The sequence below is a fragment of the Hymenobacter sp. UYP22 genome, from assembly GCF_040547285.1.
Taxonomy (GTDB): Bacteria; Bacteroidota; Bacteroidia; order Cytophagales; family Hymenobacteraceae; genus Hymenobacter.
This window is the reverse complement of the sequence record NZ_JBEPPK010000003.1, coordinates 1-25,061: the sequence shown is the minus strand read 5'-3', so window position 1 is coordinate 25,061 and position 25,061 is coordinate 1. Positions and strand designations below refer to the sequence as shown.

At 60.5% G+C, this 25,061-nt stretch carries 25 protein-coding genes; 5 read left to right on the top strand and 20 right to left on the bottom strand.

What is annotated here, in order from left to right:
* Nucleotides 1-58: 58 nt before the first annotated feature.
* The 18 genes from ABIB60_RS06305 to ABIB60_RS06220 form a co-directional block, all read right to left on the bottom strand.
* Complete coding sequence (locus ABIB60_RS06305) at nt 59-1,207, bottom strand: efflux RND transporter periplasmic adaptor subunit (RefSeq protein WP_354578529.1); 1,149 nt, start codon at nt 1,205-1,207, stop codon at nt 59-61.
* 102 nt (nt 1,208-1,309) lie between these two features.
* Complete coding sequence (locus tag ABIB60_RS06300; RefSeq protein WP_354578527.1) at nt 1,310-1,639, bottom strand: four-helix bundle copper-binding protein; 330 nt, start codon at nt 1,637-1,639, stop codon at nt 1,310-1,312.
* A gap of 51 nt (nt 1,640-1,690) precedes the next feature.
* Nucleotides 1,691-1,966, bottom strand: a complete 276-nt coding sequence (locus tag ABIB60_RS06295) for a hypothetical protein (RefSeq protein WP_354578526.1) — start codon at nt 1,964-1,966, stop codon at nt 1,691-1,693.
* Nucleotides 1,967-2,211: 245 nt separating this feature from the next.
* Entirely contained in the window at nt 2,212-3,579 is a 1,368-nt protein-coding gene (locus ABIB60_RS06290) for an ATP-binding protein (protein WP_354578525.1), read from the bottom strand.
* A gap of 265 nt (nt 3,580-3,844) precedes the next feature.
* Complete coding sequence (locus ABIB60_RS06285; RefSeq protein ID WP_354578523.1) at nt 3,845-4,522, bottom strand: response regulator; 678 nt, start codon at nt 4,520-4,522, stop codon at nt 3,845-3,847.
* A gap of 245 nt (nt 4,523-4,767) precedes the next feature.
* Complete coding sequence (locus tag ABIB60_RS06280) at nt 4,768-5,880, bottom strand: VWA domain-containing protein (RefSeq protein ID WP_354578521.1); 1,113 nt, start codon at nt 5,878-5,880, stop codon at nt 4,768-4,770.
* Between the two features lie 8 nt (nt 5,881-5,888).
* The gene (locus tag ABIB60_RS06275; RefSeq protein WP_354578519.1) at nt 5,889-6,899 is read right to left on the bottom strand and encodes a PDDEXK nuclease domain-containing protein; all 1,011 of its coding nucleotides are present in this window, start codon (nt 6,897-6,899) and stop codon (nt 5,889-5,891) included.
* A gap of 64 nt (nt 6,900-6,963) precedes the next feature.
* Complete coding sequence (locus tag ABIB60_RS06270) at nt 6,964-7,323, bottom strand: Imm51 family immunity protein (protein ID WP_354578517.1); 360 nt, start codon at nt 7,321-7,323, stop codon at nt 6,964-6,966.
* A gap of 33 nt (nt 7,324-7,356) precedes the next feature.
* Entirely contained in the window at nt 7,357-8,046 is a 690-nt protein-coding gene (locus tag ABIB60_RS06265; RefSeq protein ID WP_354578515.1) for a 2'-5' RNA ligase family protein, read from the bottom strand.
* Between the two features lie 105 nt (nt 8,047-8,151).
* Nucleotides 8,152-8,718, bottom strand: a complete 567-nt coding sequence (locus ABIB60_RS06260; RefSeq protein WP_354578513.1) for a hypothetical protein — start codon at nt 8,716-8,718, stop codon at nt 8,152-8,154.
* A 22-nt stretch (nt 8,719-8,740) separates the two neighbouring features.
* On the bottom strand, nt 8,741-11,035 hold the full coding sequence (locus ABIB60_RS06255) for a DUF5682 family protein (RefSeq protein ID WP_354578512.1): 2,295 nt from the start codon (nt 11,033-11,035) through the stop codon (nt 8,741-8,743).
* A gap of 12 nt (nt 11,036-11,047) precedes the next feature.
* Entirely contained in the window at nt 11,048-11,860 is an 813-nt protein-coding gene (locus tag ABIB60_RS06250) for a hypothetical protein (protein ID WP_354578510.1), read from the bottom strand.
* Nucleotides 11,861-11,903: 43 nt separating this feature from the next.
* Nucleotides 11,904-13,004: an ATP-binding protein gene (locus ABIB60_RS06245; RefSeq protein ID WP_354578509.1), complete on the bottom strand. Its 1,101-nt coding sequence runs from the start codon at nt 13,002-13,004 to the stop codon at nt 11,904-11,906.
* 285 nt (nt 13,005-13,289) lie between these two features.
* The gene (locus ABIB60_RS06240) at nt 13,290-14,879 is read right to left on the bottom strand and encodes a DUF5691 domain-containing protein (RefSeq protein WP_354578507.1); all 1,590 of its coding nucleotides are present in this window, start codon (nt 14,877-14,879) and stop codon (nt 13,290-13,292) included.
* A 3-nt stretch (nt 14,880-14,882) separates the two neighbouring features.
* Nucleotides 14,883-16,286, bottom strand: coding sequence for an SWIM zinc finger family protein (locus tag ABIB60_RS06235; RefSeq protein WP_354578505.1), 1,404 nt, complete (start codon nt 16,284-16,286; stop codon nt 14,883-14,885).
* A gap of 57 nt (nt 16,287-16,343) precedes the next feature.
* Nucleotides 16,344-16,694, bottom strand: coding sequence for a zinc ribbon domain-containing protein (locus tag ABIB60_RS06230; RefSeq protein WP_354578503.1), 351 nt, complete (start codon nt 16,692-16,694; stop codon nt 16,344-16,346).
* A 200-nt stretch (nt 16,695-16,894) separates the two neighbouring features.
* Nucleotides 16,895-17,470, bottom strand: coding sequence for a hypothetical protein (locus ABIB60_RS06225; RefSeq protein WP_354578502.1), 576 nt, complete (start codon nt 17,468-17,470; stop codon nt 16,895-16,897).
* A gap of 106 nt (nt 17,471-17,576) precedes the next feature.
* Entirely contained in the window at nt 17,577-19,877 is a 2,301-nt protein-coding gene (locus ABIB60_RS06220; RefSeq protein ID WP_354578501.1) for an efflux RND transporter permease subunit, read from the bottom strand.
* 183 nt (nt 19,878-20,060) lie between these two features.
* On the opposite strand from ABIB60_RS06220, the gene ABIB60_RS06215 reads away from it, so the two are divergent.
* Nucleotides 20,061-20,288, top strand: coding sequence for a hypothetical protein (locus ABIB60_RS06215; RefSeq protein WP_354578500.1), 228 nt, complete (start codon nt 20,061-20,063; stop codon nt 20,286-20,288).
* Nucleotides 20,289-20,452: 164 nt separating this feature from the next.
* Nucleotides 20,453-21,640, top strand: coding sequence for a carboxylesterase family protein (locus ABIB60_RS06210; RefSeq protein WP_354578498.1), 1,188 nt, complete (start codon nt 20,453-20,455; stop codon nt 21,638-21,640).
* Nucleotides 21,641-21,701: 61 nt separating this feature from the next.
* Here the strand turns inward: ABIB60_RS06210 and ABIB60_RS06205 are convergent, their stop codons facing one another.
* A complete protein-coding gene (locus ABIB60_RS06205; protein WP_354578497.1) occupies nt 21,702-22,367 on the bottom strand; it encodes a hypothetical protein in 666 nt (221 codons plus the stop codon).
* Nucleotides 22,368-22,471: 104 nt separating this feature from the next.
* Between ABIB60_RS06205 and ABIB60_RS06200 the strand changes: the two genes are divergently transcribed.
* The 3 genes from ABIB60_RS06200 (at nt 22,472) to ABIB60_RS06190 (ending at nt 23,987) form a co-directional block, all read left to right on the top strand.
* Entirely contained in the window at nt 22,472-23,266 is a 795-nt protein-coding gene (locus tag ABIB60_RS06200) for a thymidylate synthase (RefSeq protein WP_354578495.1), read from the top strand.
* Nucleotides 23,267-23,497: 231 nt separating this feature from the next.
* Nucleotides 23,498-23,692 (top strand): hypothetical protein, encoded by a 195-nt coding sequence (locus ABIB60_RS06195; RefSeq protein WP_354578493.1) that lies wholly within the window; start codon nt 23,498-23,500, stop codon nt 23,690-23,692.
* A 106-nt stretch (nt 23,693-23,798) separates the two neighbouring features.
* Complete coding sequence (locus ABIB60_RS06190) at nt 23,799-23,987, top strand: hypothetical protein (protein WP_354578491.1); 189 nt, start codon at nt 23,799-23,801, stop codon at nt 23,985-23,987.
* A 37-nt stretch (nt 23,988-24,024) separates the two neighbouring features.
* Here ABIB60_RS06190 and ABIB60_RS06185 read toward each other — a convergent pair whose 3' ends face one another.
* Complete coding sequence (locus ABIB60_RS06185; RefSeq protein ID WP_354578489.1) at nt 24,025-24,864, bottom strand: aminotransferase class IV; 840 nt, start codon at nt 24,862-24,864, stop codon at nt 24,025-24,027.
* Between the last annotated feature and the right edge of the window lie 197 nt (nt 24,865-25,061).

Here is a 25,061-nt window from a genome sequence, read left to right as displayed (position 1 = left end):
GCTGGTGCCGTTAATCATTCCTACTCCCGCCTTGCTGAAGCGGAGAGGGGCGCAGTTTCTACCGCGCGTCCTCAATCAACTCATTCATGGCCACGGGCTGGGGCCGGATGGTAGCGCCGTCGCGCAGGTCCTGCACGCCTTCATACACAATGTTGTCGCCGCTTTTGAGGCCGGTTTTCACCACGTAGAAATCGGAGAGGCGGGTTTGGGGCTGGAAAGCGTGCTGCTTCACCCGCCCCTGCTTATCCACCAGAAACACGTAGTTCTTATCCTGAATCTCGAATACTGATTTCTGGGGCACCAGCACGGCATCTTCCACCGTGTTGCTCAGGCGCACCTTGCCGCTGGCACCGTGGCGCAACAGGCCCTGGGGGTTATCGAAGCGGGCCCGGAAGGCAATGGAGCCGGTGTTGGCCTGGAATTGGCTTTCCACGGTTTCCACCTTGCCCTTCACGGAGTACGTGGAGCCATCAGCCAGCAGCAGGTGGGCCACGTTGGTACTGCGGGCCGAGTCGCGCTTACTTTTCTTCACGTACTCTAAGTACTCGGCCTCCGACACGTTGAAGTAGGCAAACACATCGTTGATATCCGACACGGTAGTGAGCAGGGTGCCGTCCTCAATCACGCTGCCCATTTTCAGCGGAATCCGGTTGATGACGCCATCAAACGGGGCCTTTACCATCGTGTAAGACAGCATGAGGGCCGCGTTGGCGGCCGTGGAGCGGGCCTGCTGAATATCGGCCTGGGCGGCGTGGTACTTGGCCTGGGCTACCTCCAGCTCGGTTTTGGAAATGATGTCCTTGCTAGTCAGCAGCTGCACGCGTTCCAACTCCAGGCGAGCCACGCGGGCGGCGGCTTGGGCACTGCTCAAAGCCGCCTGCGCCCGACTCAGCCGGCTTTTGTACTCGGTGTCATTGATGCGGAACAGCGGCTGCCCTTTGCGCACAGCCTGACCTTCATCCACGTAAATCTGCTCCAGAAAACCCTCCAGCCGGGCTCGGATTTCCACGTTCTGCACCGCCTGAATATCGGCCACGTAGTCGTGAGTCAGGATGGTGTCGCGGGCCGTGAGCTGGGTGGTGGGCAGCGTGGGCGGGGCTTCAGCCTTGGTGGTTTCGGCCTGGGAGTTGGCCCCGCAGCCGGCCAGGGTAGCCGAGGCCAGCGGCAGCAGGAGCCAGCGGAAGGATTTCAGAATAGGAGCGGGCATACGATGCGAAGGGGAAGACGCGGAAGAAAAGCTAGTGCGGTAAAAGTCCGCTGTCGGGATTAGAGCCGCGTGAGGCTCACATTAGAAAACATTAAAACCGGCCTACACGAAAGCTGTGCGGCAGGCGTCTTCGCCCCGGCGGCAGGCTTCGGTGCATACCCGGTGGTGGTCGGTGGCAAACTGCGTGCACTCGTTGGCGCAGGCCCGGCAGAGCTCGGCGCACTCGCGCAGAATGTGCACAGCGTGCTCGGCTTCACGGGCCACAAAGGCGGCGGCCAGCCGGCACAGGTCGGCGCAGTCGCGGCTGAGCTGCAGGCTGCGGAGTTGGGTGGGAGTAGAGGCAAGGGTAGGCAGGCCCAGCGCGGCGCAGTTGTCGCAGGCGGCCGCACAGCTGGCCAGGGCATTCAGAACGTGTTGTTGGCGAGGGAGCATGGGGAAGGGAGAAAACAAAAAAGCCGCTTGGCAGCGGCAAGGCCGCCCCGGTCAGGGGTGGCGAGAAACGGTGGCGGTAGTGAGGGTGTCGGGCGTAACGGGATGGCCAGCCTGGCACTCGGCCAGGGCACGGCGCACCTGCTGCAACTCCACTTCTGTAACCAGCTCGGGCAGTTGCGTGTCCAGGTCGTAGTCGGTGGCGTACTCCGGCCCGCGGAACAGTAAATACAGGTTCAGGGCCGTGGACAGCAGCAGCGTAGCCAGCAGCAATCCAAGCAGAAGCCGGTTGCGCGAAGCAGTAGCAGATACGGTTGGTTGTCCAGCCATGGCGCAAAACACGCCCGCCGACATTAAAACCGTATGAGAAGGAAATTAGAAGATGTTAACTAACCCAAGTTGCGGAATAGGTTCCGATCCGGCGGCGGTACGCCGTCGGGCCGGTTGTCGAAAGCGCCTACCGCCCATTGTTTCGCACCTGGCTGCCTCGTGCGCCCTACAACCGGCCCGACGGCGTACCGCCGCCGGACCGGAGCCTGGTCCGCAACTTGGGTTAAATAGCTTCCCCATCACCACTACTCCGCCGCCGGGAGCTGCACAGTGGCGGTGGTGCCGCGGCCCAGCGCGGAGGTCAGCTCGATACAGCCACCGTGCAGGAGCACGATTTTGCGCGTCATGGGCAGGCCGATGCCGTAGCCGGGTGCGCTGGTATCGGTGCCAGCCCGGTACAGCGGCTCGTAGATGCGGGCCAGCTCGTGGGGTTCCATGCCAATGCCCTGGTCGGTCACGCGCACCTGCACGGTTTCCGGGGAGAGGTAGCCCAGCTCGGCCTGCACGGTTTCCCGGGAGTATTTGCAGGCGTTATCCAGCAGGTTGAGCAGGGCCGTGGTGAGCAGTTGGGCGTTGCCGCGCACCATAAACATATCCTCCACCTCGGGCGGCAGCAGGCCAAACTGCAGCTGCACCAGGCGGCCGCGGTAGCGGGCCTGGCAGGAGTCAATGGCCTGGGTCAGGCACTCATCCAGCCGCACCAGGTCGCGGCGGGGGGAGGCATCGGTTACTTTGGCCAGACTCAGCAGGCCGTTGGTCAGCTCAATGAGCTTCTTGATTTCCTCGGTGGCCGAGCTAATACTGCGTTTGGCTTCCGCCAGGTCGGTGTCGTAGGCATAGGCGGTTTCCAGCGTGCCCAGCACTGAGGCCAGGGGTGTGCGCAGCTCGTGGCTGGCGTTGCTCAGAAAGCTTTTCTGCGACTCAAAGGCCTGCTCCACGCCGCCCAGCATGTGGTTGAAGGTGCGGGCCAGCTGGGCAATTTCGTCGGTGCCGTTGCCCTCATCCACCCGGGCGTTCAGGCGGGAGGCCGTAATGCGCTCCACCTGGCTGATAACCCGCGAAATTGGCTTCAGCGACTCCTCCGCGAAATACCAGCCGGCCAGAATAATGAGCACCAGCGCCCCCAGGTTGGCGGCCAGCAGAATCAGGCCCAGCTTTTCCATTTGCCGGTGCCCAAAGTCGTCGTGGCCGGCCGCAAATATCCAGTAGGGCTGGCCGTTGCGCTCATAATACAGCCCAATGGATTCCAGCGGCCCATCGGTAAACTGCACCGGCCGGTTGGGCCGAATCTGCCCCAGATAGCGGGAGTTCAGCCTCTGGCTAAGGTCGTCGGCGCTGGTGTAGATGAGGTGCTGGCCGGGGCCGTAGATGCTGATTTGCTCGCCCGGCACCGTGAACAGGTCGCGGCGGTGCATGGTGCGCAGCAGCTCGTGGTTGAGGCTGTCGTGGCGCACCAGCACCCGGGCCGTCATGGTGGCCTTGCCGGCCAGGCGGTTGATGAACCGCTGCTCCCGGTTGGTGGCCTGGAAATAGTAGATAAAGATGGAAAAGCACAGCTGAATACCCACCACCAGCAGGGTAAAGCGCAAAACCAGCTTGTTGCGGATGAGCATGGGGGAGGTGGTGAAATTGTGAAGTTGTGAATCAGGGAAGGAAAGGGACTGTCATCCTGAGTTGAGCGAAGGACGTTGTCACATTAGGCTATCTGGACAGAAAAGAAAAAGAACGTCATGCTGAGCTTGTCGAAGCATCTCTCCTGCTTCGTTGGATTACTACTGCAAGGAAGCGGGAGAGATGCTTCGACAAGCTCAGCATGACAACGGTCTACGCTACCGCGCATAACTTCACAATTTCACCACTTCGCAACTTCATCTCTGCCTAGCCTTCCCGCAGCACGTAGCCCATGCCTACCACCGTGTGAATGAGCTTCACGGCGTAGCCCTTATCCAGCTTTTTGCGCAGGTAGCTCACGTACACGTCGATGACGTTGGTGTTGGTATCGAAATTCAGCTCCCAGACCTTCTCGGCAATATCCACCCGGGAAATAACTTTGCCCCGGTTGAGTAGCAGGTATTCCAGCAGGGCGTATTCCTTGGTAGTGAGGTCGATGCGCTGCCCGGCGCGGGTGACAGTTTTGGCGTCGAGGTTCAGCTCCAGGTCGGCAATGCACAGAGCTTGCTTGACGGTGGCAGCCTCGGTGTGGCGGCGCGTGAGCACCCGGGCCCGCAGCAGCAACTCCTTAAACTCAAAGGGCTTCACCAGGTAGTCGTCGGTGCCAGCTTCGAAACCGGTTACCTTGTCATCGAGGCTATCGAGGGCCGTGAGCAGCAGCACGGGCACGTGGGCGTCCTGCTGGCGCACCAGCCGGCACAGCTCGAAGCCGTTCACGTAGGGCAGGTTCACGTCCAGAATCACCAAATCGTAGCGGTTCTGCTGAATCAGCGACTGGCCCACGCGGCCGTCGTAGGCTATTTCGATGTCGTAGCCCTCGTTCTCGAAGCCTTTTTTTACGAAAGACGCCAGCTTAGGCTCGTCTTCCACCAAGAGTATTTTCATGCAAGTGGCAAGGTAACGCAGTTGGCGTATACGGGCCCATGACGCCAGTGAGCTGTGGTTGTCATGCCGAGCCGTCTAAAACGGTCCCCGCACGTCATGCTGAACGAAGTCGAAGCATCTCTACCGATTCGTCAAAGCCGTTCACCGAAGCGGTAGAGATGCTTCGGCTTCGCTCAGCATGACGTTCTTCTGTATTTTCAAAACACGTTCCTAGATTACTCGCGCCGCTCGGAATGATATGCGGCCTACACCTGCAGCTTCTGTCCCTGAATGGCCGCCGCCATCAGCCCCGGAAACTGGCCCGGCGTACAGGCGAAGGAAGGAATATCCAACGCCGCAAACTGCTCGGCCACGCGCCTATCGAAGCTGGGGGCGCCATCGTCGGCCAGGGCCAGCAGGGCTACGACTGTAACGCCCGCGGCGCGCAGAGCGGCGGCTTTCTTGAGCATTTCCCGCTCGTTGCCGCCCTCGTACAGGTCGCTGATGAGCACCAGAATGGTGTCGGTGGGGCGGGTGATGAGCTGCTGGCAGTAGCCCAGGGCCAGGTTGATATCGGTGCCGCCTCCCAGCTGTACGCCAAACAGCAAGTCTACCGGGTCCTGCAGATCCTCACTCAAATTCACCACGCTGGTATCAAACACCACCATGTGCGTTTTCACGGCTTTGATGGACGCCAGCACCGCCCCGAATACACCCGCGTATACCACCGAGGAGGCCATAGAACCGCTTTGGTCTACGCACAGCACAATTTCCTTGAGGGCCTGTCCGCGCCGCCCAAAGCCCACCAGCCGCTCCGGAATAATGGTGCGCTGCTCGGGCTGGTAGTGCTTGAGATTAGCCCGGATGGTGGCGGCCCAGTCGATTTCCCGGTAGCGGGGGCGGGGGTTGCGCACGGCCCGGCTCAGGGCGCCCTGCACCGCCTGCCGCAACGGGTTCGAGAGTTTCTGCTCCAGCTCCTTTACCACCTTGCCTACCACCTCCCGGGCCGTGTGCTTCACCTTCTGCGGCATCACCCGGCTCAGCGACATCAGCGTGCCCACCAAGTGCACATCGGCCTGCACCGTGCGCAGAATTTCGGGCTCCATCAGCAACTGCTGCAACCCTAGGCGGTCCATGGCGTCGCGCTGCATTACGGCCACCACTTCGGAGGGGAAATAGGTGCGGATGTCGCCCAGCCAGCGGCTCACGCGCGGGGCAGAGCCGCCCAGCCCCGCCTTGCGCTCCGCCTGGTCGTAGAGCGAGGTCAGCACGTCGTCCATGCCTTTGTAGTCGGCATCAAAGGCAATCTGGTTCTGGGCATCGGCCTCGGAGCCAAGCACCAGCTTCCAGCGGGTAGCGTTGTCGGTGGCGGGTTTCATAAGGGCAGTTATTGGGGCGTGCCGAGGGCGGCATCCAGTTCATCGGTGGTAGGCAGGGCCCGGCGCAACTCGGCGGGCAAGGCCCGGGTGAGTTGCCACTCCGCCACGCCAATGGGTTGGCGCAGGTTGCGCAGCGCGTACTCCGACACTACGCGGTTGTGGGTTTTGCACAGAATCAGGCCAATGCTGGGCTGGTCGGTGGGGTGGCGGAGCAGGTCGTCCACGGCCGCCAGATAGAAGTTCATCTTGCCGCTGTCTTCGGGTTTGAAGTCGCCCATTTTCAGGTCGATAATCACGAAGCAACGCAGCTGCAGGTGGTAGAACACCAAATCGAGGTAGTAATCCTGGCCGCCCACTACCAGGTGGTACTGGCTGCCCACTAGCGCAAAGCCTTTACCCAGCTCCAACAGAAATGCCCGCACGTGGTCGAGCAACCCCCGCTCCAGGTCACGCTCCAGCGCTTCAGCGCCCAGCGAGAGAAAATCGAAGGTATAGGGGTCTTTCAGTACCTGCTGTGCCAGTTCCGACTGGGGAGCGGGCAGTGTCCGGTCGAAATTGGTGACGGCCCGGCCCTGGCGCTGGTACAAGCCACTCTCCACCTGCGCCGCCAGCACGTTCCGGCTCCAGCCGTTGGCAATGGTCTGCCGCACGTACCACTCCCGCTCGGTGGCATCGTTCACGTAATCCAATAACCGGACATTATGTCCCCACGGAATTTGTGCAACAACCTGTTGCACAAATTCGGCATCGGGCCAAGCCTCGGCGAAGGCGCGCATGTATTTCAGGTTGCGGGGCGAAAACCCTTTCAGGTCCGGAAAAGCCTGCCGCAGGTCCTGGGCCAGTTGGTCGATGATGCGGGCGCCCCAGCCCTGCTGCTGCTGTTGCTGCAGAATGCCCCGCCCGATGCGCCAGTACAACTGTACCAGCTCAGCATTCACCGCCAGCGCCGCCCGCACCTGCGTTTCGCGAATCTGGGTTTTCAGCCGGGATAAAAAATCAGGATAATCAGCGGGCAGCATAGGAAAACGGTCTAAGAGCAGGGAAGATACAACACGCCAGGAGCAAGCACCGCCTGACGCTGCATCACTCGAAAAAATCCCCGGGGTCGGCTTGGCTGAGGTACTTGTTGAGGCTGCCCAAGTCGCCGAAAATGGGGTGAATCAGGGCCAGGAACTGTTCAGTGGCGGCGGGGCCGTCGGTGAAAGCCAGAAAGATGTCGCCCTGGCCGGCCAGCTCCATGTGGTCCAGTAGGGCCGGGGCGTGCTCTTCCAGAATAGTTTCGATGTGCTCGGCCCAGCTGGCCCCGCTGCCGCTGAAGCCGTACTTCTCGAACACGTTGTAGTACTCCTCTAAGTTGGTGAGGTTGACCAGAATACGCTCCTGGCGGCCCGGTTCGGCCTTCTCCGCTAAATCGGCAACGTGGAAAGGGTAGGTAATAGACATAAGCAAAACGAGCAGAATGAGCCGGCAAGGTAGTTAGCTACGGCCGAGGACGTACTTCTCCAACAGCATCGTGTTACGGGCCCGCTGGTACCAGTCATTGTACACCAGCTCCACCTCCCTCACCTCAAACGTGCCGATGTACTGCTCCTGGTACTGGGCCAGCCGGGCTATCAGCGCCGGCGCATCGGTCAGCGGCTGCGTGAAACGAATGACGGTGGAATGAGCCGTATGAATACTATAGCGCGTATCAATGGACTGCTGCAGGCTGGAATGGCGGAAATACGTCCGGACGGCGTCACGCAGATGCTCCAGGCCGTCATCTTCCGGAAAGCCCTGCACCATAATACCGCCTGGCGAAGCCGTGAGGCCCTCCAAGCGGATGGAAAATGGCCGGGCCTGCCGCGCAATATCTCGCACGGCACGGCAGTAAGCGGCCGGGTCAATCTGGTCGGGCGTGAAACCGGCGTAGCAGGAAATGATGGAGAGAATAGTGAGGTGAATATCAGAGGCCGGATAATAATACTGCGCCGGGTCTATGCGCCGGAAATCCGCCAGAATATCCTCTATAGCGGCCGTTGTGGCCGCCGGCGGCCGGGCCAGCAGCGTGATGCCGCGGCGGGTATCCTGCTGGGAGTGGAGCAGCAGGTCCGGGTCTGCGCCTTCGTGCAACAGCCGGTGCACCGTCGCCTCCCGCATGGCCGTGTAGTGTTCTTGCAGGTTCATGAGGGAGATTTGGTGGTGGAAGAATTTAATATCCTATCAAACAAGGCCTTTTCTTCTGAGCAAACAGTCGTGGCAACTAGCTACTATAATCGTCTTGATATTGGCCTACTGAAAGAATCTTCTATCAAGGCGTTTGCCCCAGCCGTGACTGTCTTGCTCCGAGAAAGGCGAACGAAGAAATTTGTCAATGGCAGGTAGTGCGTACCCTTTGGCCACCATGTATCGAACTACTGACATTGTTGGAGCAAGGGTATTCTGGCTGTGCCCGACGGTTCCCGCGTACAGATTGCCTCGGCCTACTTCGATAATGTCATCAATGCATTGGAGCAGGCTTGGTGATAATACTGAATAGATTTTCTTCAGCTGTTTTGCTGCTTCAACAGTCAGGAAAGCGGGTTGCTTCTGTGAGCTATCTAAGATGACTTCCGGCAGAAAATCCATGATTCTCTCTTCCCAATCACCCAAATCAGTGCTGCTGGTGAACTCCCAAAGATGCGCCAGAAGATTCTCAAGCTCTGGTCCGTGCAATTGTTCACTAGCCAAGGCGCTTTCCAGGCAAGATATGCAGTAGGCCATCCGGCCTGTAATGGACACGCCTTTGAGATGATCTTCCAGTTGCTGAAGAAGTGTTGGGTGCAGAAAAGCAAAGACGTTTCTAATGAAGTTCAGCATTTGGTGCCTTAAGTCCAGCTGATTAAAATCCCAGCAGCTCCCGCAGCCCCGGCAGCACCAGTAGGCCGCGTTCCAGGTCGAAATCTTCCTCCACGGCTGCCACTGCCGGTTGATGGCCTTGCTTGGAAAGGTCCAGGAGCTGGCGACGTTCGGGGAGGCTGAAATCGGTGAAGGCGCGGCGCAGCAGGGGCACGATTTCGCGGAACGTGTCTTCGGGCAGCTCCCCGATCCAGTCGTTGAGTAGGTCGAACAGGGGACGGTGATGGAGCAGGAGCAACCCGCTGCCGCTGAGGAAACCCTCAATCCAGGCGGTGGCGTAGTCGGTGGGCTGGGCGGGGGCCAGGGCCAGGCCGAGGGCCGTGGCGGCTTCGTCCGGAGCCAGCTGGTGGGCATCGAACAGCAACCGCCCGGCGGCCCCGGCCAGCAACCCCGAGGACGCCGGATTGCGCAGCACCACGGCCAGGGCCGCGTACCAATCCGCTTCCTGCGCTTCATCCTGCAGCAGCCGAATGGCCTGGTGGGTTCCTTCGATGCGGGGCAGCAGCTGGCGGGCCGCGTCGTAGTCGAGGCCGGTGCAAGCCTGGGGCAGCCCGATGCACAGGCGCGGCACCAGGTGGTGCACCACGGTGGCTACCTGGGCGGTTTCGGTGCGGCGCACGTTGCCGTAGCGCAGCACGTTTACCAGCGGGGGCAGGGCCGCCAGCAGGTGCGTCACGTCGCGGGTGCCAGCCGAAAGGGTTTCCAGCCGCGCCACCAGCGCCCCGATGGCCGGGCCGAGGTCGGCTTGCAGTGCTTCTTCCAGCAGGTGGCTCACGGCTTCCAGGTCGGGGGCTTCGGCGGCGCGGGCGGCGGCTTTGGCGGCCGCCGCGGCTAGTACGGTATTGCCCAGGCGGCCGGCATCCAGCACGTTGAGGGCGTATTCGGGCTGCCATTGCAGCTCCCAGAGCTCGTGGAAGGTGCCGGCCTTGCCCTGCGCCCGGCGCGGCTCACCCCAGCGGATATCCAGCAGGCGCAGGCGGTGCAGCAGGTGGCTGCGGCTCAGGTCCAGCTCCTTGCGCAAATCCAGGTCGAGGGTTTTGGCGGTGGCTTCGGGCTTGAGGCGGGTGGCTTTCTGCTGGAGCTGCAAATCCTGTTGCAGGGGCGTGGCGGGCTGCTCGGGCGGCACTGCACCCAGCCGCTCCCCAATCACCAACTCCCGCTGCACCAAGTCCAACGCCTCGGCGTAGCCTCCTCCCAGAATAGCCACGGCGGCTTCCTGCAGCTCCTCAATGCCGGGCAGCTCCCGGCCGCGCACCACGGCCAGGGTTTCGGCCAGGCGCACGCCCTCAATGGCGTGGGCGGCGGAGGCGTCCAGGTCGCGGGTACGCAGCAGGCGGGCGGCGCGCACCATCCAGTGCGTGACTACCTCGGCGCGGGGCGTGGTAAACAGCAGCTCGTACCAGGCCGGCGACAAGATGCCCGCCCCGTAACCCGAGGCGTAGGACAGCCGCTCAAACGTCCAGGGAATCCAGGTAGCGGCGGTGACGACTTTCTTGAGGCCCTTAAGGCGGGCTTTATCTTCCTTTTTGAGCAGCTCAGGTCGCAGCACCGGCGCATGCCAGGCCCCGCACACCACGGCCACGCGCTGGTAGCCCTGCTGCAAGGTGGCACGCAGCGTTTCGCGCATAAAGGCCTCGCGGAGTAGAGTTTCCTCGGTTTCGGGCAAGTCTAGCTCCTCCCGCAAAGCCGTCATCATGTCCAGCACCACCGCAAAGGTGTCGGCGTGGCCGGGGGCGTGTTCCAGGCGCAGCTCCCACCACCGCTCCCCGTCGGCGTACCCGTCCAGCTCGGCGAGGTAGGAAATGGGGTCGGCTTTGGGCGAGGCTAGAGGCTGTTCGGCCGGTTCTGGGGTATCGAGCGACTCGGCTTCGGGCTCCGACGGCTGGGCTTCATGAGGAACTTCCGCTGTGGAGGACTCACTGGGGGCTGCTGCCGGTGTTTCTGCAGCTTGCTCCTGGGCAAAGCGCATGCTCGCTGGCAAATCAAAGCAGCGCAGGTGGGCACCGTGGCGGTGGCACCATTGGATGGCCTGCCACTCCGGCGAAAACTCGGCGAAGGGCAGAAAAGAGGCCTGCTGGTGCTGCTTGGGGTTGTACACGAGCAGGGCTACTGGCGGCTGCATCCCGGGGTGGGTGGCGGCCGCCAGCGCCGCTTCGGCATCGGCGGGGCACTCTAGCAGCACGATGTCGGGCTGGTAAGCGTCGAGGGCGTGCACGAGGCTGGCGGCGCTGCCGGGCCCGTGGTGGCGGATACCGAAAAGGCGGAGGTCGGAAGGCATGGGTTATCCTAGCTAATTCTTTTGTGAGTATTTGCCGACAAGTTCCTTAGCGCCATGAGACACCAGTGTGCATCCAAACATAGTTTTCACTTGGGGCAACTCCTTAAATACCTGTTCAACCCATTTGTCAATATCCTCACGGTTATTAAATAGATTCTTATTCTGCCAATAGTATTCAATTGCCGTTAGACGGCTAGCGGGGTTTACAGCGTGCATGATAAATAGAACGTCCTGCGGTTTCAGTTGTCCACGAATAGCTAAAAAGCTCTTTCGATTATCTAGCAGCGCGCTTGCAAAGCCTCCCGAATGACCGTATTCCACGCCGGATGCAGGCGACATATATAGTCCGATGCGGACAGGTATACTGGCTTTTGACAAAGAGCTTATTGTAGAGACGGGCCTCTGTAACGCTTCCTCGTTAAAAGAAAAAGGTGCCACACCAGTTTGGGTAACTGTAAAGCTTTTGGCATACCATGACCTGTATTTAGCAACTAAAGATTGTTCGTGCGGAAGCTGCGGATGAATTGCATAGCTTACTAATTTGCTGTTCTTATAATAGAAAAATCCTTTGATGGAAATGAACCCAGCTCCAATTTGCGCCTCACGGTACGTCCAGCCAAATCCTAAATTTTCTACACTATTAAAGGCAGTCCTTTTTCTATAATACTGCTCCACCTGATTTGGACCTTCCTGCATAGCTTTGATAAGGGTTTCAATTAGATTGTAGTCAGCCCGTACCCAACTAGGATTAATTTCAGAAGGTTGTTGAGCTGCGGATAAACACAGCATCAAGCATAGCGTAATTAATTTGAGCCAGTTAGTCATAAGGCAAACGGGAATTATAAAGCCAACTTATTCGAAGTGTAAACTACTCCACCACCTCCCGGCAGGCGCGGTACAGGTCTTTCCAGCCGTCGCGCTCTTTCACTACGGTTTCGAGGTATTCGAGCCAGATGGTGCGGTCCTGCACGGGGTCTTTCACCACGGCGCCGGTGAGGCCGGCGGCCAGGTCGTGGGCGCGCAGGCTGCCGTCGCCGAAATAGGCGGCCAGGGCCAGGCCGCTGTTCATCACCGAAATGGCCTCGCCGGTGCTGAGGGTGCCGCTGGGGCTCTTGAGCTTGGTTTTGCCGTTCTCCGTCACGCCCGAGCGCAGCTCCCGGAAGATGGTGACGAGGCGGCCGATTTGCTCCAGGGCCGGGGCTTCGGCGGGCAGTTGTAAGGCCTTGCCCTGCTTTTCCACCCGCGTCTGCACGATGCGCACTTCCTCCTCGGCCGAATTGGGCAGGGGCAACACCACGGTGTTGAAGCGGCGGCGCAGGGCGCTACTTAGTTCGTTCACCCCCTTGTCCCGGTCGTTGGCGGTGGCAATGACGTTGAAGCCACTGGTGGCCTGCACTTCCGTGGACAGCTCCGGGATGGGCAGCACTTTTTCCGAGAGCATGGTGATGAGCGTGTCCTGCACGTCGGAGGGGATGCGGGTGAGTTCTTCGAGGCGCACTAGGCGGCCTTCCTTCATGCCCTTGAACAGTGGCGAGGGCACCAGCGCGCCCAGAGAAGGCCCTTCGGCAATCAGGCGGGCGTAGTTCCAGGAATAGCGAATGGCGTCCTCGGAGGTGCCCGCCGTGCCCTGCACCAGCAAATCCGACCGGCCGCTGATGGCCGCCGTCAGGTGCTCGGAAACCCAGCTTTTGGCCGTGCCCGGTACGCCCAGCAGCAGCAGGGCCCGGTCGGTAGCCAAGGTGGCCACCGCAATTTCCATCAGCCGCCGCTGCCCGATGTACTTGGGCTCGATTTCAAAGCCGTTATCCAGCTTGCCGCCCAGTAGGTACGTGACGGTAGCCCAGGGTGAGAGGTGCCAGTTTGGGGGCTTGGGCCGGTCGTGGTCGGCGGCGCGCAAAGCGGCCAGCTCTTCGGCGTATACATCCTCGGCGTGTGGGCGCAGAACGGTGGTAGCGGGAGTGGTGGACATATGGAAAAGGAGAGTTAGAAGTTAGAGGCTAGAGCTAGTTCCCCTCTTCAGCTGAGGAGGGGTTAGGGATGGTTGATGCGGGATGGAACGATTAGTAGTTCGTCATGCTGAGCGCAGCCGAAGCATCTCTACCACTTCATTTGCACGATTGAGGTAGTCAGAGGTAGAGATGCTTCGGCTGCGCTCAGCATGACGTTCTTTTATTGACTAGAGCGGTTGTTCAACGATTGGTCAACCACCCCCAACCCCTCCTTATCTAAAGAGGGGAGTTATGTTCAATTGCGCTTAACCGGGAGCGGGAGGCTCGTGGAGGGCTTCCTGCAGCTGCTGGCGGAAGTGTAGGGTGTTGAGCAGGCGGGCGAGGCTGTTGTGGAGGTAAGGCACGTCTTGGAGCAAGGGCTGTAGGGGCTCGGCGCAAAGGCTGTACTGGGTGGCGGGTACTACGCGGACCATGTGCTCCAGTAGCTGGGAAGCCGCGTATTGAATGCGGTAGAGCTCAGTAGGCTGGCGAAGGGCCCGGCGCAGCAGCTCCACCACCCGGCGCGTGAGGGTTTCGGGCCAGGGCGCGGGCACCAGCTGCAACAGATGCTGCCAGGGTGCATCGGTGGAGAAGTGCGGGGTAGCGTTAAGCAGTGGCAGTACCAGCTCGATGAGTTGGGGAGGCGGCAGCACGGTCGCCAGGCGAGCAACAGGCAGATTGGGCGCCTTCTTGCGCGGCTGGGCGTGCAGCCATTCCAGCAAGGCGCGGGCCCAAGCAGCATCCTGGTGCAGCACCGCCGCCTCCGACCAAGCCGCGAGCAGCAGCTCCGCCCACTCGGTATCGGCGGTCAGGTCGATAATTTTGGTAGAGGAGAGGTTCCAGTGGTCAGTCCAGCGCTGGGGTGGAATCAGGGCGAGTAGCTGGCCGAGTAAAGCGGCCTTTTCGCCGGGGAAGCGGTTGTCTTTCTGCTCGATGCCGTCGAGGAGCCAGTTTTTGTCCCAGTCGGTGGCGGGCAGCTCCACCAGCAGCTTCTTGCTGAGCAGGTTGCGCTTGAGCTGCACCAGTGGCTCGGTGCGCTGCCAGAGCCGTTGCAATACCGGACTGGCCGGCAAACGCACCAGCAGCGGCAGCACCGTTTGGCGCACTTCCTTGCTTTTGGCGGCGAGGTACTGCGTCAGCAAGGGCGCATCATCAGCAGAAAGCCCTTCCTGCAAAGTTGCCAGCAGCTGGGCCTGGTGTTTGGCGGGCTCCTGGGGCAGCACGGCCGCCAGCAGCTCCCGGGCGTGAGCAGGCTCCCGGCGGCGCAGATTTTCCAGGTAGATAGTGCGCTGCCCGATGGTGCCGGTTTCCCAGGCGGTTTCATCGGTAGCCTGCTCTGAAGCCGCCAGTAACGTTTGCCAGGCCGGGTTTTGGGCAGCCAACCAAGCCCCGCGCTGTCCCAGCACGGCGGCCGCGAGCCGGTGCAGCTGGGAGCGGGTGCGGGCGTGTTCCAGGAGCATCACCAGCAACTGGTGCGGCACCCGGCGTTGGTTGTCGGCCAGGGCCCCGAGGAACTCCGGTAGCAACTCCGGGTACTGGCCATCAAGGAGTTGTTGCAGTAGCTGTGCCCCGCTGGCTCCTAAGGCATCCTGCGTTTCGGGGGCAGCGGGGGCTGTGGGCAGCGTAGCCGCAACCGGGGGCTGGTAGCCGGCTTTGCGGATGGTACTGAGTACGCCGGCTGTAAGCAACGTCTGCTTTTCGCGGTGGTCGGGCGCGTCGGTGGGGAGGTTGAAGCCGGGTACGGCGGGCAGCTCGTCGGGGCTTTGGCGGGTGCCGAGTAGGGCCACGCGTTGCAGGCGCTGCCAGTCGGCGGCGGGGTGCAGGGCGGTTTTCGGGGTGAGGTGATTTTCAGACATCGGCTAGGCAGTTTCTAGTTCAGCCACGGTGTCCCAGCCCACCAACGGGCGCAACCCCTGGCCGGTCCATTCGCCGAAAATCGTGAGTGGGAAGCCCCCGCTGATGGCCCGCAACTCCCAGCCAAACTGGTCGTCGCAGAGCAGGCGGAGTTCGGTGTAGGTGCTATCCGTTGAACTAACGTCGGCTACACCCGGCGCTGCGGCTGCCGGCGGAAACCGCAGCACCCAGCCTTCGGCAGCAGGGGTGGGCACACCGCCGCTGAGCAGGGCCGGCCACTCGCGCAGCCAGGGCTGGCTGGCCAGGGCCGCGGCGTATTCTTCCAACAACTGTCCGGGCCCGATGCCGCCAGTGGGCACTGGGTTGCCGGGCTCAACACCTTGGAAGGTGAACGTGCCCGGCAGGGCCCGCAAGGGCTGCAATCCAGGGTAAAACGTCAGTTCGCCGGTGTAGGAGCCGTCGGGAACTAGCGGCGTGGCGAAGGGCTGACCGCCAAAGGAAAACTCCACTACCAGCGCCATCCGGCCGGTTTGCCGGCCTCGCAGCCAGGCGCGGCGCACCGTCAGGCGGTCTTCTTCGGTCGTCGTCAAATCAAGCACCCGCCATGCATCAGAAACAGCCGGCTGGGTGGCCAGTACATCTTCTTTCTTGAGGGTGACTCCCACTTGCTGTAACACTTCCTGGCGGGCGTCTTCCGCCAGCTCAGGCAGGCGCTGAAAAGCCCGCACCAGCAGGGATAATTCTCCCAATCGGGCCAGCATCCGGGTAGGCCAGTCGGCGCCCTGGTGGCGGAAGGTAGGTAGCTCGCGCACCACGGTGGCCAGGCCGGGCAACTGGTTATCGACGAGGCGGGCGGCTTGGTTTTCCCAGAAGTTGCGGGGTTGTTGGTCGGTGGCGACCAGGCCGGCCCGCACGATGTCCACCAGCCAAGTTTCCAGCTCCTGCGCGCCGCGCTGCATGCGTGTCTGGCGCTGGGCCTCGCGCTTTTGGCGCGCGGCTGCGGCAGCAGCTTCGGCAGCCTCCTGGTCGGCGGCAGACACCGCCGCCGTTTCAACGGCTTTGGCTACCTGTTTTTCCTGGGTTTGCTGACGCTTGTCCAGCCACTCCTGCAGCCACTCGGGCGGGGTGGTGCCGCTGAGCAGCTGGGGTTGGCGGGCCAGCAGCAGCAGCAGGCCCGCGCCGTGCTTGCACGGAAATACGCGGCTGGGGCAGCTGCACTTGAAGGCCGGGGCCGTGAGGTCGATGCCGGTTTGGTAGGGTTTGCTGCCGCTGCCTTTGCACTCGCCCCAGGCGGCGGTTTCGGTGCGGCCCAGGTTGCCCCACTTGGCGGGAGCGGCCAGCTCCTGGCCCCGTTTCAGGGTGCCAGGGTCGGTGATGAGGGCGCGGGCCTGTTCTTCGGTCCAGGTCAAAACGGTGTCACGGTTAGGTCTGCCGGAGCAAGCCGGTTACCGGGGCAAAGTAGGGGTTCAGACTGGAAATACCGCGTTACATTTCGGGCATTTGAGCAGCGTGGTGCCCGCATACAGCAGTTTTTTCCACCACGGCACCCGCGTCAGCGGCTCGGCTCCCTCCGCCCGGCAGCGCGGGCAGCGCACGGCTTTCGGGGTGGCCCGCTGCAACTCAAACGCTTCCACTGTTTCCTGCGCCAGCGGCACGTCGGCTTCCTCAATCAGCAGCTGATAGTACATCCCGTCCCCGAAGGGAAACGAAGGCGGCCCGCAGGTTTTTACCAGCGCATCCACCTCGGCTTCTTTGAGTAGATTATACAGCGTCACCGCCTCGGTGTAGGTCAGGAACTGGGCGGCAGGGGTGAGCATGGAGTGAGAGGAAGCAGCGTTAAATAAAAGAACGTCATGCTGAGCTTGCCGAAGCATCTCTACCGCTTCGTTAGGTAATGCCAGTTGATTCGTCAGAGGTAGAGATGCTTCGGCAAGCTCAGCATGACTGTTTTCGGGGCGCTTGACCTGGCAACGTCAGCACGCGAGATTCCTCGCGCTGCTCGGAATGACGTTCTGTTTTACTTCCGCCGTTTCGCCGGCGCTACGCTACGCTGGCCGCGCAGTTTGAGCACGTACAATAACAAGCCCACGCTCAACACGGCCAGGGTGGCGGCTAGCAGCTCGCGGCTGGTGCGGGCGGCGGTGGCTTCGTCGGCGGTGGCTTGCAGGTCCTGCAGCTTCTTTTCGCGCTGTCGGTCCCGTTCCTGCAGGTTGGCAATCTGGTTTTCCAAATCGTGGAACCGCTCCCGGGTGCTGCTTTGGTCAGTTTGGGCCACGGTGGCCAGTTGCTTCACCTGCTGATTTTCGGCCACTACGGCGGCGGTTTTGCGCAGGGTGCCAGCCTGCACGGCGCGCACAATTTCGGTGTCTTTGCGGATGATGCCTTTCAAAGCGTCCACCACTTCCTGCAGGTCTTTTTTGCTGGGCTTATTAGCCAGAAAAGCGTTGCGCTGCCCATTGGCGGCCTCATATTCCTGCACTAGCTGCTGGCGCTCCTGAATCAGGCGGGGCAATGGGTCGTCGGGAGTTGGCGCTTGGGCGAGGGCGGCGGTGCTGGTGAGGGCAAACAGGAGGGGCAGGAGGCGTTTCGTCATAAGGTGGCAAAGATGGAGCATACGAATTTAGCCCGCAGAGGTGTACGCAGAGGCCGCGGAGGTCGTTCTTCTGCGTACACCTCTGCGTCCTCTGCGAGCTAAAAAATTACCCTCCCAGCGCCGGTATCTGCTCCCGTATTTCCTTGGGCTTGTGCCGGTAGAACCACAAAATCAGAATCGGCAGCAACGTCAGCTCAGCTACCACCCCGAACAGCAGCGTGAGGCCGATGAGCAAACCCACGTAAAACGTGCCATCGAAGGAGGAAAATATCAGCGTCGAGAAGCCGCCCACCAGAATCAGGGAGGTGACGATGACGGCTTTGCCAGCCATTAGGTAAGTTTTGCGCACGGCTTTGAACAGGCTGGGCTCCTGGAGCAGCACCAGTTTCAGCTTCGAGATGAAGTGGATGGTGTCATCCACGGCAATACCGAAGGCAATGGTGAAAATGATGCTGGTGCTCACCTTCATGCTCACGCCGGCCGCGCCCATCACGCCGGCCACAATCAGGATGGGCACCAGGTTGGGAATGAGCACCACCACCGTCATGCGCACCGAGCGGAACAGCAGCAGCACAATCAGCGTCACCATCACAATGTCGATGCTCATGCCCGTAATCATGTTGAGCGTGAGGTTTTCGTTGTTCTTGTCGATGAGGTTGGCCGAGCCGGTGAGGCGGGTTTGCAGCACGGTGCTATCCACGGACGTGCGCAGGAAGCGGCGCAAATCGGCATTCAGCGCATCGGCCCGGATGCTGCCCACGTCGGGCATGCGGCCGGTGAGGCGGCCCTCCGAGCCATCGGGCAACGCCAGCGCCCGGAACTCCGGCTTCTTGCGAAACAGCTTCACCTTGCGCGTGAGGCGCTGCAGTTCAGCCTCCGAGTCGGGCAGGCGGTACTCTTCCAGCAAGCCGCCGTTCAGGGCTTTGCGCACCGATTTAATGAGGGTCACGGGCGAGGCCACGAAGTTCAGGCCGTAGTCGCGTTGCAGGTAGTTCTCAATCTGCTCGGTCTGGCGCAGCACCTGCAAATCGTACATCGTGCGGCCGGGGCCGGGCTTGAGGTCCAGCTCGAAGGGGCGCACGCCGGCAAACTGCCGCTCGAAAAACTTGAAATCCAGCTTCACCGGGTCGTTTTTCGACAGGTCATCGAGCAGGGCGGAGTTGATGCGGATGCGCGAGGCCGAGGCCACTGACAGCACCAGCACCACCGAGCTGATGGCCACCACCCAGTGCCGGCGGGCCAGCACCGTCCGGAACATCCGGCCCAGCACGCCGTCCCAGCTGTGGCCGGTTTCGCGCGGAACCCGCAGCTGAGGCTTGCGCAGCAGCACCAGCATGGCCGGCAGCAGCGTGAAGCTGAGGGTAAACGTGAGCAGCACGGCAATGCCCGTAAACAGCCCGAAATTGTAAATCGGCCGGATGGTGCTGGTCATCAGCGTGAAAAATCCGATGCTGGTAGTCAGCGCCGACAGCCCCGAGCCGAAGCCCGATTCTTTCAGGGCAATCAGCAGCGAATCCCGCTTGTTGGCCCCGTAGCCCAGCTCCGTGACGTAGCGCGTGATGATGTGAATGGTATCCGACATGCCCACCACGAACAGCATCACCGGCAGCAAAGCCGTCATCAAGTCAATGCTTACCCCAAACGCCGACATCACGCCTAGCCCCCACAGAATAGAGCCCAGCACCACCACCAGCGGCAGCACCACGCCCCACCACGTCCGGAACGTGAGCCACAGCAGCCCCGTCACCAGCACCACCGAGAGGCTCATGAACACCATCAGCTCCAGCTGCAGCCGGTCCACGAACACCGACTGGGCCACCATCTTGCCGGCCAGGTGGTACTCGTTTTCGGGGATGCCCTGGCGGGCCAGCTCCGTACGCACGGCCGCCAATAGCGAGTCGCCGGGCGGCTTGCTGAGGTTGGGCGAGGTCTGCAGCAGGATGGTCACGGCCCGCGCATCCCGCGAAATCAGGTTGCCGATGAGGCCCGGCGTGCGGTACACCAGCGCCGAGTCCTGGGCGCGCCGCGCGGGCTCCTGTGGGTGCAGGTAGGGCACGTTGAACACGCCCAGCCCTTCCACCACCGGGTTGCTGGCCGTCGTCGGCGACGATACCTGCGTCACGTGCCGCCGCGCCCGGATAAAGCGCGTGAGCGAATCGACTTTGGTGAGGAACCGGGGCTCGAATACCGTCTGACCGGCCGGGGCTTCCAGGCCCAGCAGCACGTAGTCGTTGTCGTTGCCGAAGCGGCCGGAATACTGCTCGTAGTAGTCCAGGTCCGGGTCGCCGGCGGGGTAGAAGTCGTTGAAATTGTAGTTGAACCGCAGCTGAGCCACGAAAAACACCGCCAGGGCCGTGAGCAGCCCGAGGGCCAGCAACGTGAGGTGCGCAAGTTTGCGAAGGGGCATAGAAACCAGTACCGCGCCGCCGGGGCTGCGCGCATCATTGAACGGAAAGGGGCCGCGGGGCAGCCCCCGCAAAAGTACGGCCGCCGCAACGCGGGTTTCTGCCGAATCCGCACTACTTTACGACAACCAGAAGCCAACCCCGGCTTTCGGGCTTTTGTTTCCTCGTTTACCAAGTCTTCGCCCATGAAAAACGCCCTGCTCGCCCTCTGCCTATTCGCCTTCGTCGGCACCGCCGTTGCCCATGAGGGCGATAAAGCCGCCAAAAAAGGCAAGTCGAAGGAAGCCTGCTCCACCGAAATGGCCGCCAAGTGCACCAAAACCGGTGCCACCGTCGGCACGCCCTCCTGCTGCATGAAGAAGGGCGCTAAAACGGCCGCCGTGACGCCCGCGCCGGCCGTGAAGTCGCTGTAGAACGTACCGCAACTAATACAAAAAGCCGCTTATACTGAGCGGCTTTTTGTATTAGTTACCCTTCTTGTTTATTGACAGAATGGCTTGTGATAAGTTTTAAAAGGTACCTTGTATTACAAGGTAAAGCCATTACATTTGAACCAACCATTAGTGAAATCTGCTCTATGAAATCTATTTATCGAGTAACGTTAGTGTTCAGTTTGTGCGCGGCTTTAGGAGACATATCCGCCCAAGCCCAGAATCAGACCTACGACCAGCTTTTGCAGCGGGCTTCCACCAAAATAGGGCAGCAGGATTTCTGCGGGGCCGTGCCGGATTTCCAGGCTGCCTTTGCCGATAGCACCAAGGCCGGACCATTTGACGTATTTGCGGGCACCATTGCCGCTGCCAATTGCCCGACGCAGCGCACCCAGGCGCTGCGGTGGCTGCTGCGGATTCCGCGCTTCGCCGAGCTGCCCGTCACGGCCCAGGACGTGCGCAACATAGCCCAGGAGGAAGGCCTGCGCAGCCTCCGGGATACGCCCCAGTGGTCATACTTCCTGGTGCAGCTGCAGGCCCACGTCACCCGGCGCGAAGCCGCAACCCAGCTGGCGGTTCAACAGTGGCTCACCCATACCAGGCAAAATGCCCTCCCTGAGCCGACTCGCCGGAAGTCCTATGCACAGGCTGCCTCCGGTTTTGCGCGCTACACGTTGCCCGCCGATACCGTACAGGCTCCCTACCTGATGTACGTGCCCAAGAGCTACAACCCGGCCACTGCCGCGCCGCTGCTGGTGTACCTGCACGGGGGCGTGGCCAGCGCCACGCAGTTTCAGGTACAAGACCCCGGCGTGGCTCAGGAGCCAATTTTCCGGGCGGCCGAGCAGCAGGGCACCCTCGTGCTGTACCCGTACGGACGCAAATCGTTTGGGTGGCTGGAGCACGAGGCCGCGCTGGCCGCCGTGCGCCGTATGGTAACCCAGGTGCAGACGCGCTACCGCGTGGACGCCCGGCGCGTGTACCTGGGTGGCATGTCGAACGGCGGCACCGCCGCCTTCTGGTACGCCTGCCAGCAGCCCCAGGGCTTCGCCGGTTTCTATGCCTTATCGGCCACGCCCGTTAGCAAGCTGGGGCCTTTGCGCTTCCAGACGCTCCGGCAGGGCGCACCGCTGTACTCTTTGAATGCGGAGGACGACGACGTGTTTCCCTTCCGGGAGGTAGCGGCCATTCACGACAGGTACAAAGCCCAGACCCTGCAGTGGCACTTTGCATCCCGACCCACCGGCGGCCACGCCTTCCTGTACGGCCCGGACGGCGACCAAGCCTTGCTGGCGCTGTTGCGGCAGATGATGGCTGGAGCTTGGTCAAAATGAAGAGACGTGCAGATTGTCTAAATCCCAACCAATCGTCTGCAAACAAATAATTACCTGGACTTTATAGCTCCGCGTCGGCGGTTAGTTCCTGTTTTTTGAAGCCAAAGCTCTGCACAAAAAGCTGTTGCAGTTGTTCCGTGATTTCGTGGTGATTCACCGTTGCCGGGTTGCGGCGGGACGCCCGGTAATAGTGGCTGCTCATGTGTTCGGCTAGGTCACGCATCGTGTCGAACCGTAGAGAAAAACTGTGCTGGGCTCCCACCTGCAGGCAAAGTATGGCCACTGTAATACCTAGGAAGCCATAAGCAGCATCAAAAAACAGACCGATGCCAGAAGCTACCAGAAGCAGACAGCCAAACGTCAGAGCTAGAGAATCAATTTTTAGCAAAGAAGGCGAGATGCCCAGTTCTTGCTCTATTGCAGCCACCACTACACGGCGCTGAGAGCCAGTTGGAAGAAAGGTGTCAAGCTTAGTATTAGGCTCAATGACAGCGCCCGGAATATGTAGTCGAAAGGCTCGGCGTGCTTTGTAAAATGCCTGTTGGGTTGTGCAATCTTCCGAACTCTGACTTGGCAGCTCGGCCTTCACAACCGCACAAAGCTGGCCAAAAGTCAGGAGTTCTTTCAATTCCGAATTCTCGAAGGCAATACCGAATGATTTCTTGATAGCCGGAAGGATACAAAACATAAGCTCCTCGTCGTCAATACCTAAATTCTGCGCCGGCATACAATTATGCTTGGTGATGATAGTGTAATATACAGCGGTTATCCATACGAAAGATGTTCTGCTAATTACAACTCGTACTTTTGCTGCCCCTTATTTCATCTGCTATGCACCAGTACCACACCCTGCTTCAGCACATCCTCGACCACGGCACCCAAAAAACTGACCGGACCGGCACCGGCACGCTGTCGGTGTTCGGGTATCAGATGCGCTTTGACCTGCAGCAGGGCTTCCCGCTGGTGACTACCAAGAAGGTGCACCTGAAAAGCATCATCCACGAGTTGCTGTGGTTTCTGCGCGGCGACACCAGCAACCAGTCCTTGGAAGAGGTGGGCGTGACCATCTGGCGGGAGTGGGCCGATGAGCACGGCCAGCTGGGCCCCATCTACGGCAAGCAATGGCGCAGCTGGACCACGCCCGACAGCCAGAGCATCGACCAGATTGCACAGATGGTGCACCTGTTGCGGACCCAGCCCGATTCGCGGCGCATGGTGGTATCGGCGTGGAACGTGGCCGAGCTGCCGCTGATGCGCCTGACGCCCTGCCATGCGCTATTCCAGTTCTACGTGGCCGACGGCAAACTCAGTTGCCAGCTCTATCAGCGCTCCGCCGACGTGTTTCTGGGGGTGCCCTTCAACATTGCCAGTTACGCTTTGCTCACGCTGATGATGGCGCAGGTAACCAGCCTGGAACCCGGCGAGTTCATCTGGACCGGCGGCGACACCCACCTCTACAGCAACCACCTGGAGCAAGCCCGCCTGCAGCTCACCCGGGAGCCGCGCCCGTTGCCCCAGATGCACTTAAACCCGGAGGTAACGGACATCTTCAGTTTCCAATACGAAGATTTTCGCTTGGAAAACTACAATCCCTGGCCGGCTATTAAAGCGCCAGTAGCGGTGTAGGTAACCTGCTGAGCAGTGAGCTAGGCCATAGGTTAAGGTTTAATGACTTGGGTTTTATCCCGCCGACCTGACTTGGTAGAAGGGTAGCTAGCTGATTCTAAATGAACGGATTGGCATAGTTCAACTGCAAAAAAAGTTCCTGAGTTGAAAAATAATCAGGCCCAATTTGAGAAAACCTAAATCCGCGAATTGGACGTATGCCGTAGATAACTGCAGAAAACCAATGTTGCCATGTCTACCGCCGTTTCTACCAGTTCCAGCCTCTCACGCCAACACCGGGCCTGGATTGCCCTGTACTCCTTGCAAATAGCTTCCAGCAAGCGCAATGAGGTATTAGAGCAGAATAATATTACAGAATCGGATTTGACAGAATACCAGGAAAGCTGGTTCAAGATGCAAGTGCGCCGAAATATGCTGGAGGAGTAGGGAAGTTTGTCAGTTTGGGAAACTGAAAATTCTAGCTGACTACATAAAATCCAATAATTAACGGAGTCTCGTAGCTGAGGTATGATACTACCCATACGCTACGCTTATGTCCACAGCCGTACCCACTCTATTAAACCGCCAGCACCGCACCTGGATAGCCTTATACTCCCTGGATTCCACGCACCAAGAACGGACGACGGTGCTTGAGCAGAACAACGTGACCGAGGCCGATTTGGCCGAGTTTTTCGAGAGCTGGTTTCAGTTCCGTTGCCGGTGTACCGTTATAGCACTCTGAGAGGAAACTCTCTCATATTGTGCGAACTAAGCCTTAGTTAGGCAAGCTTGCTTCTATTGTCTAGTGCCCGAAGTTGCTGTAGTACGGGATGCGGCTCCGGGAGAAAATCAACCCCCTCTATCTGAGCAACTGCCCGGATACCCGCAATATTTGCCGTAAATACCGCTTCGGCCTGTAACATTTCCTCAGGCCTGAAATTTCCCAACTCCCAGTTGAGGCCTACCGGCCCGACTGCCGCCCGCAAATGGGCCAGCCGGGAGCCAGCTACGCAGCCCGTTGATTCAGCGGGGGAGTACACGGTGTTTCCTTTAATCCAGGCAATAGAGGCCGCTACTGTTTCGGCCACGAAATCATCCGGCGATACGATGACCAACTCATCCAGGCCGCGCTGCTGCCGCTCCTGGGCCGCCAGCACGTAGGTTAACGCGTTGGGGCCCTTGCAGAAGGAAATGGGGGAAGGCTGGGTGTGCACACTTTGGGCAATACCGCAGTGGCGTACAGGAGCTTCCATCACTTGAAACGGCTGTTGCGTCATCAGCCACTCGGCGGCCGTGGTAGTAGGCGTATACAGGCCGCCGCCGCTTCGCCACAGCTGCAACCGCACGCGGTGACCGGTAGTACTGGGCGCACTGGCCGCTACCAAATGGCGTACCGTAGCCTGCAGCGCAGCGGTGGTAGCCAGCGCAGCGGGCACCTCCAACTTCAGAGCCGCAGCAGCCCGGTGCATTCGGGCCAGATGGAAGCGGGCATACTGTACCTGCTCATTGGTCCACACCATGGTTTCAAAGAAGCCGTCATTAAAAAACAGCCCTCGGTTGGGCATGGGCAGCGAAAATCCGGCTTCAGGCAGTAAGTGGCCGTTGTAGAGAAGCATCATGTCCGCAAAGAAAGCAGGCCTGGGCAGAACTAAGAACGGATAGTGAGTCGGCTTTTGCCAATCTTACTTTTTAAGGATGAGCATTACTACAAGGAGAATAGCGAAGCTGTTTAGGAAGTGGGTTTTCGGGCGATTTTACGCAACAGGAGCGCCGTAAATGCGAGCCAGTGTAGGGCGAGCCAATTTTCCAGACACGT

Bases quoted from the DNA above. Each gene is read 5' to 3' on its own strand.
- ABIB60_RS06270 (WP_354578517.1), bottom strand. From the start codon at position 7,323: ATGTCTATTACCTACCCTTTCCACGTTGCCGATTTAGCGGAGAAGGCC.
- ABIB60_RS06245 (WP_354578509.1), bottom strand. From the start codon at position 13,004: ATGTCCACCACTCCCGCTACCACCGTTCTGCGCCCACACGCCGAGGAT.
- ABIB60_RS06255 (WP_354578512.1), bottom strand. From the start codon at position 11,035: ATGCCTTCCGACCTCCGCCTTTTCGGTATCCGCCACCACGGGCCCGGC.
- ABIB60_RS06265 (WP_354578515.1), bottom strand. From the start codon at position 8,046: ATGAACCTGCAAGAACACTACACGGCCATGCGGGAGGCGACGGTGCAC.
- ABIB60_RS06215 (WP_354578500.1), top strand. From the start codon at position 20,061: ATGAAAAACGCCCTGCTCGCCCTCTGCCTATTCGCCTTCGTCGGCACC.
- ABIB60_RS06290 (WP_354578525.1), bottom strand. From the start codon at position 3,579: ATGCTCATCCGCAACAAGCTGGTTTTGCGCTTTACCCTGCTGGTGGTG.
- ABIB60_RS06295 (WP_354578526.1), bottom strand. From the start codon at position 1,966: ATGGCTGGACAACCAACCGTATCTGCTACTGCTTCGCGCAACCGGCTT.
- ABIB60_RS06240 (WP_354578507.1), bottom strand. From the start codon at position 14,879: ATGTCTGAAAATCACCTCACCCCGAAAACCGCCCTGCACCCCGCCGCC.
- ABIB60_RS06230 (WP_354578503.1), bottom strand. From the start codon at position 16,694: ATGCTCACCCCTGCCGCCCAGTTCCTGACCTACACCGAGGCGGTGACG.
- ABIB60_RS06205 (WP_354578497.1), bottom strand. From the start codon at position 22,367: ATGCCGGCGCAGAATTTAGGTATTGACGACGAGGAGCTTATGTTTTGT.
- ABIB60_RS06305 (WP_354578529.1), bottom strand. From the start codon at position 1,207: ATGCCCGCTCCTATTCTGAAATCCTTCCGCTGGCTCCTGCTGCCGCTG.
- ABIB60_RS06250 (WP_354578510.1), bottom strand. From the start codon at position 11,860: ATGACTAACTGGCTCAAATTAATTACGCTATGCTTGATGCTGTGTTTA.
- ABIB60_RS06200 (WP_354578495.1), top strand. From the start codon at position 22,472: ATGCACCAGTACCACACCCTGCTTCAGCACATCCTCGACCACGGCACC.
- ABIB60_RS06210 (WP_354578498.1), top strand. From the start codon at position 20,453: ATGAAATCTATTTATCGAGTAACGTTAGTGTTCAGTTTGTGCGCGGCT.
- ABIB60_RS06185 (WP_354578489.1), bottom strand. From the start codon at position 24,864: ATGATGCTTCTCTACAACGGCCACTTACTGCCTGAAGCCGGATTTTCG.
- ABIB60_RS06275 (WP_354578519.1), bottom strand. From the start codon at position 6,899: ATGCTGCCCGCTGATTATCCTGATTTTTTATCCCGGCTGAAAACCCAG.
- ABIB60_RS06225 (WP_354578502.1), bottom strand. From the start codon at position 17,470: ATGACGAAACGCCTCCTGCCCCTCCTGTTTGCCCTCACCAGCACCGCC.
- ABIB60_RS06260 (WP_354578513.1), bottom strand. From the start codon at position 8,718: ATGCTGAACTTCATTAGAAACGTCTTTGCTTTTCTGCACCCAACACTT.
- ABIB60_RS06190 (WP_354578491.1), top strand. From the start codon at position 23,799: ATGTCCACAGCCGTACCCACTCTATTAAACCGCCAGCACCGCACCTGG.
- ABIB60_RS06220 (WP_354578501.1), bottom strand. From the start codon at position 19,877: ATGCCCCTTCGCAAACTTGCGCACCTCACGTTGCTGGCCCTCGGGCTG.
- ABIB60_RS06285 (WP_354578523.1), bottom strand. From the start codon at position 4,522: ATGAAAATACTCTTGGTGGAAGACGAGCCTAAGCTGGCGTCTTTCGTA.
- ABIB60_RS06280 (WP_354578521.1), bottom strand. From the start codon at position 5,880: ATGAAACCCGCCACCGACAACGCTACCCGCTGGAAGCTGGTGCTTGGC.
- ABIB60_RS06195 (WP_354578493.1), top strand. From the start codon at position 23,498: ATGTCTACCGCCGTTTCTACCAGTTCCAGCCTCTCACGCCAACACCGG.
- ABIB60_RS06300 (WP_354578527.1), bottom strand. From the start codon at position 1,639: ATGCTCCCTCGCCAACAACACGTTCTGAATGCCCTGGCCAGCTGTGCG.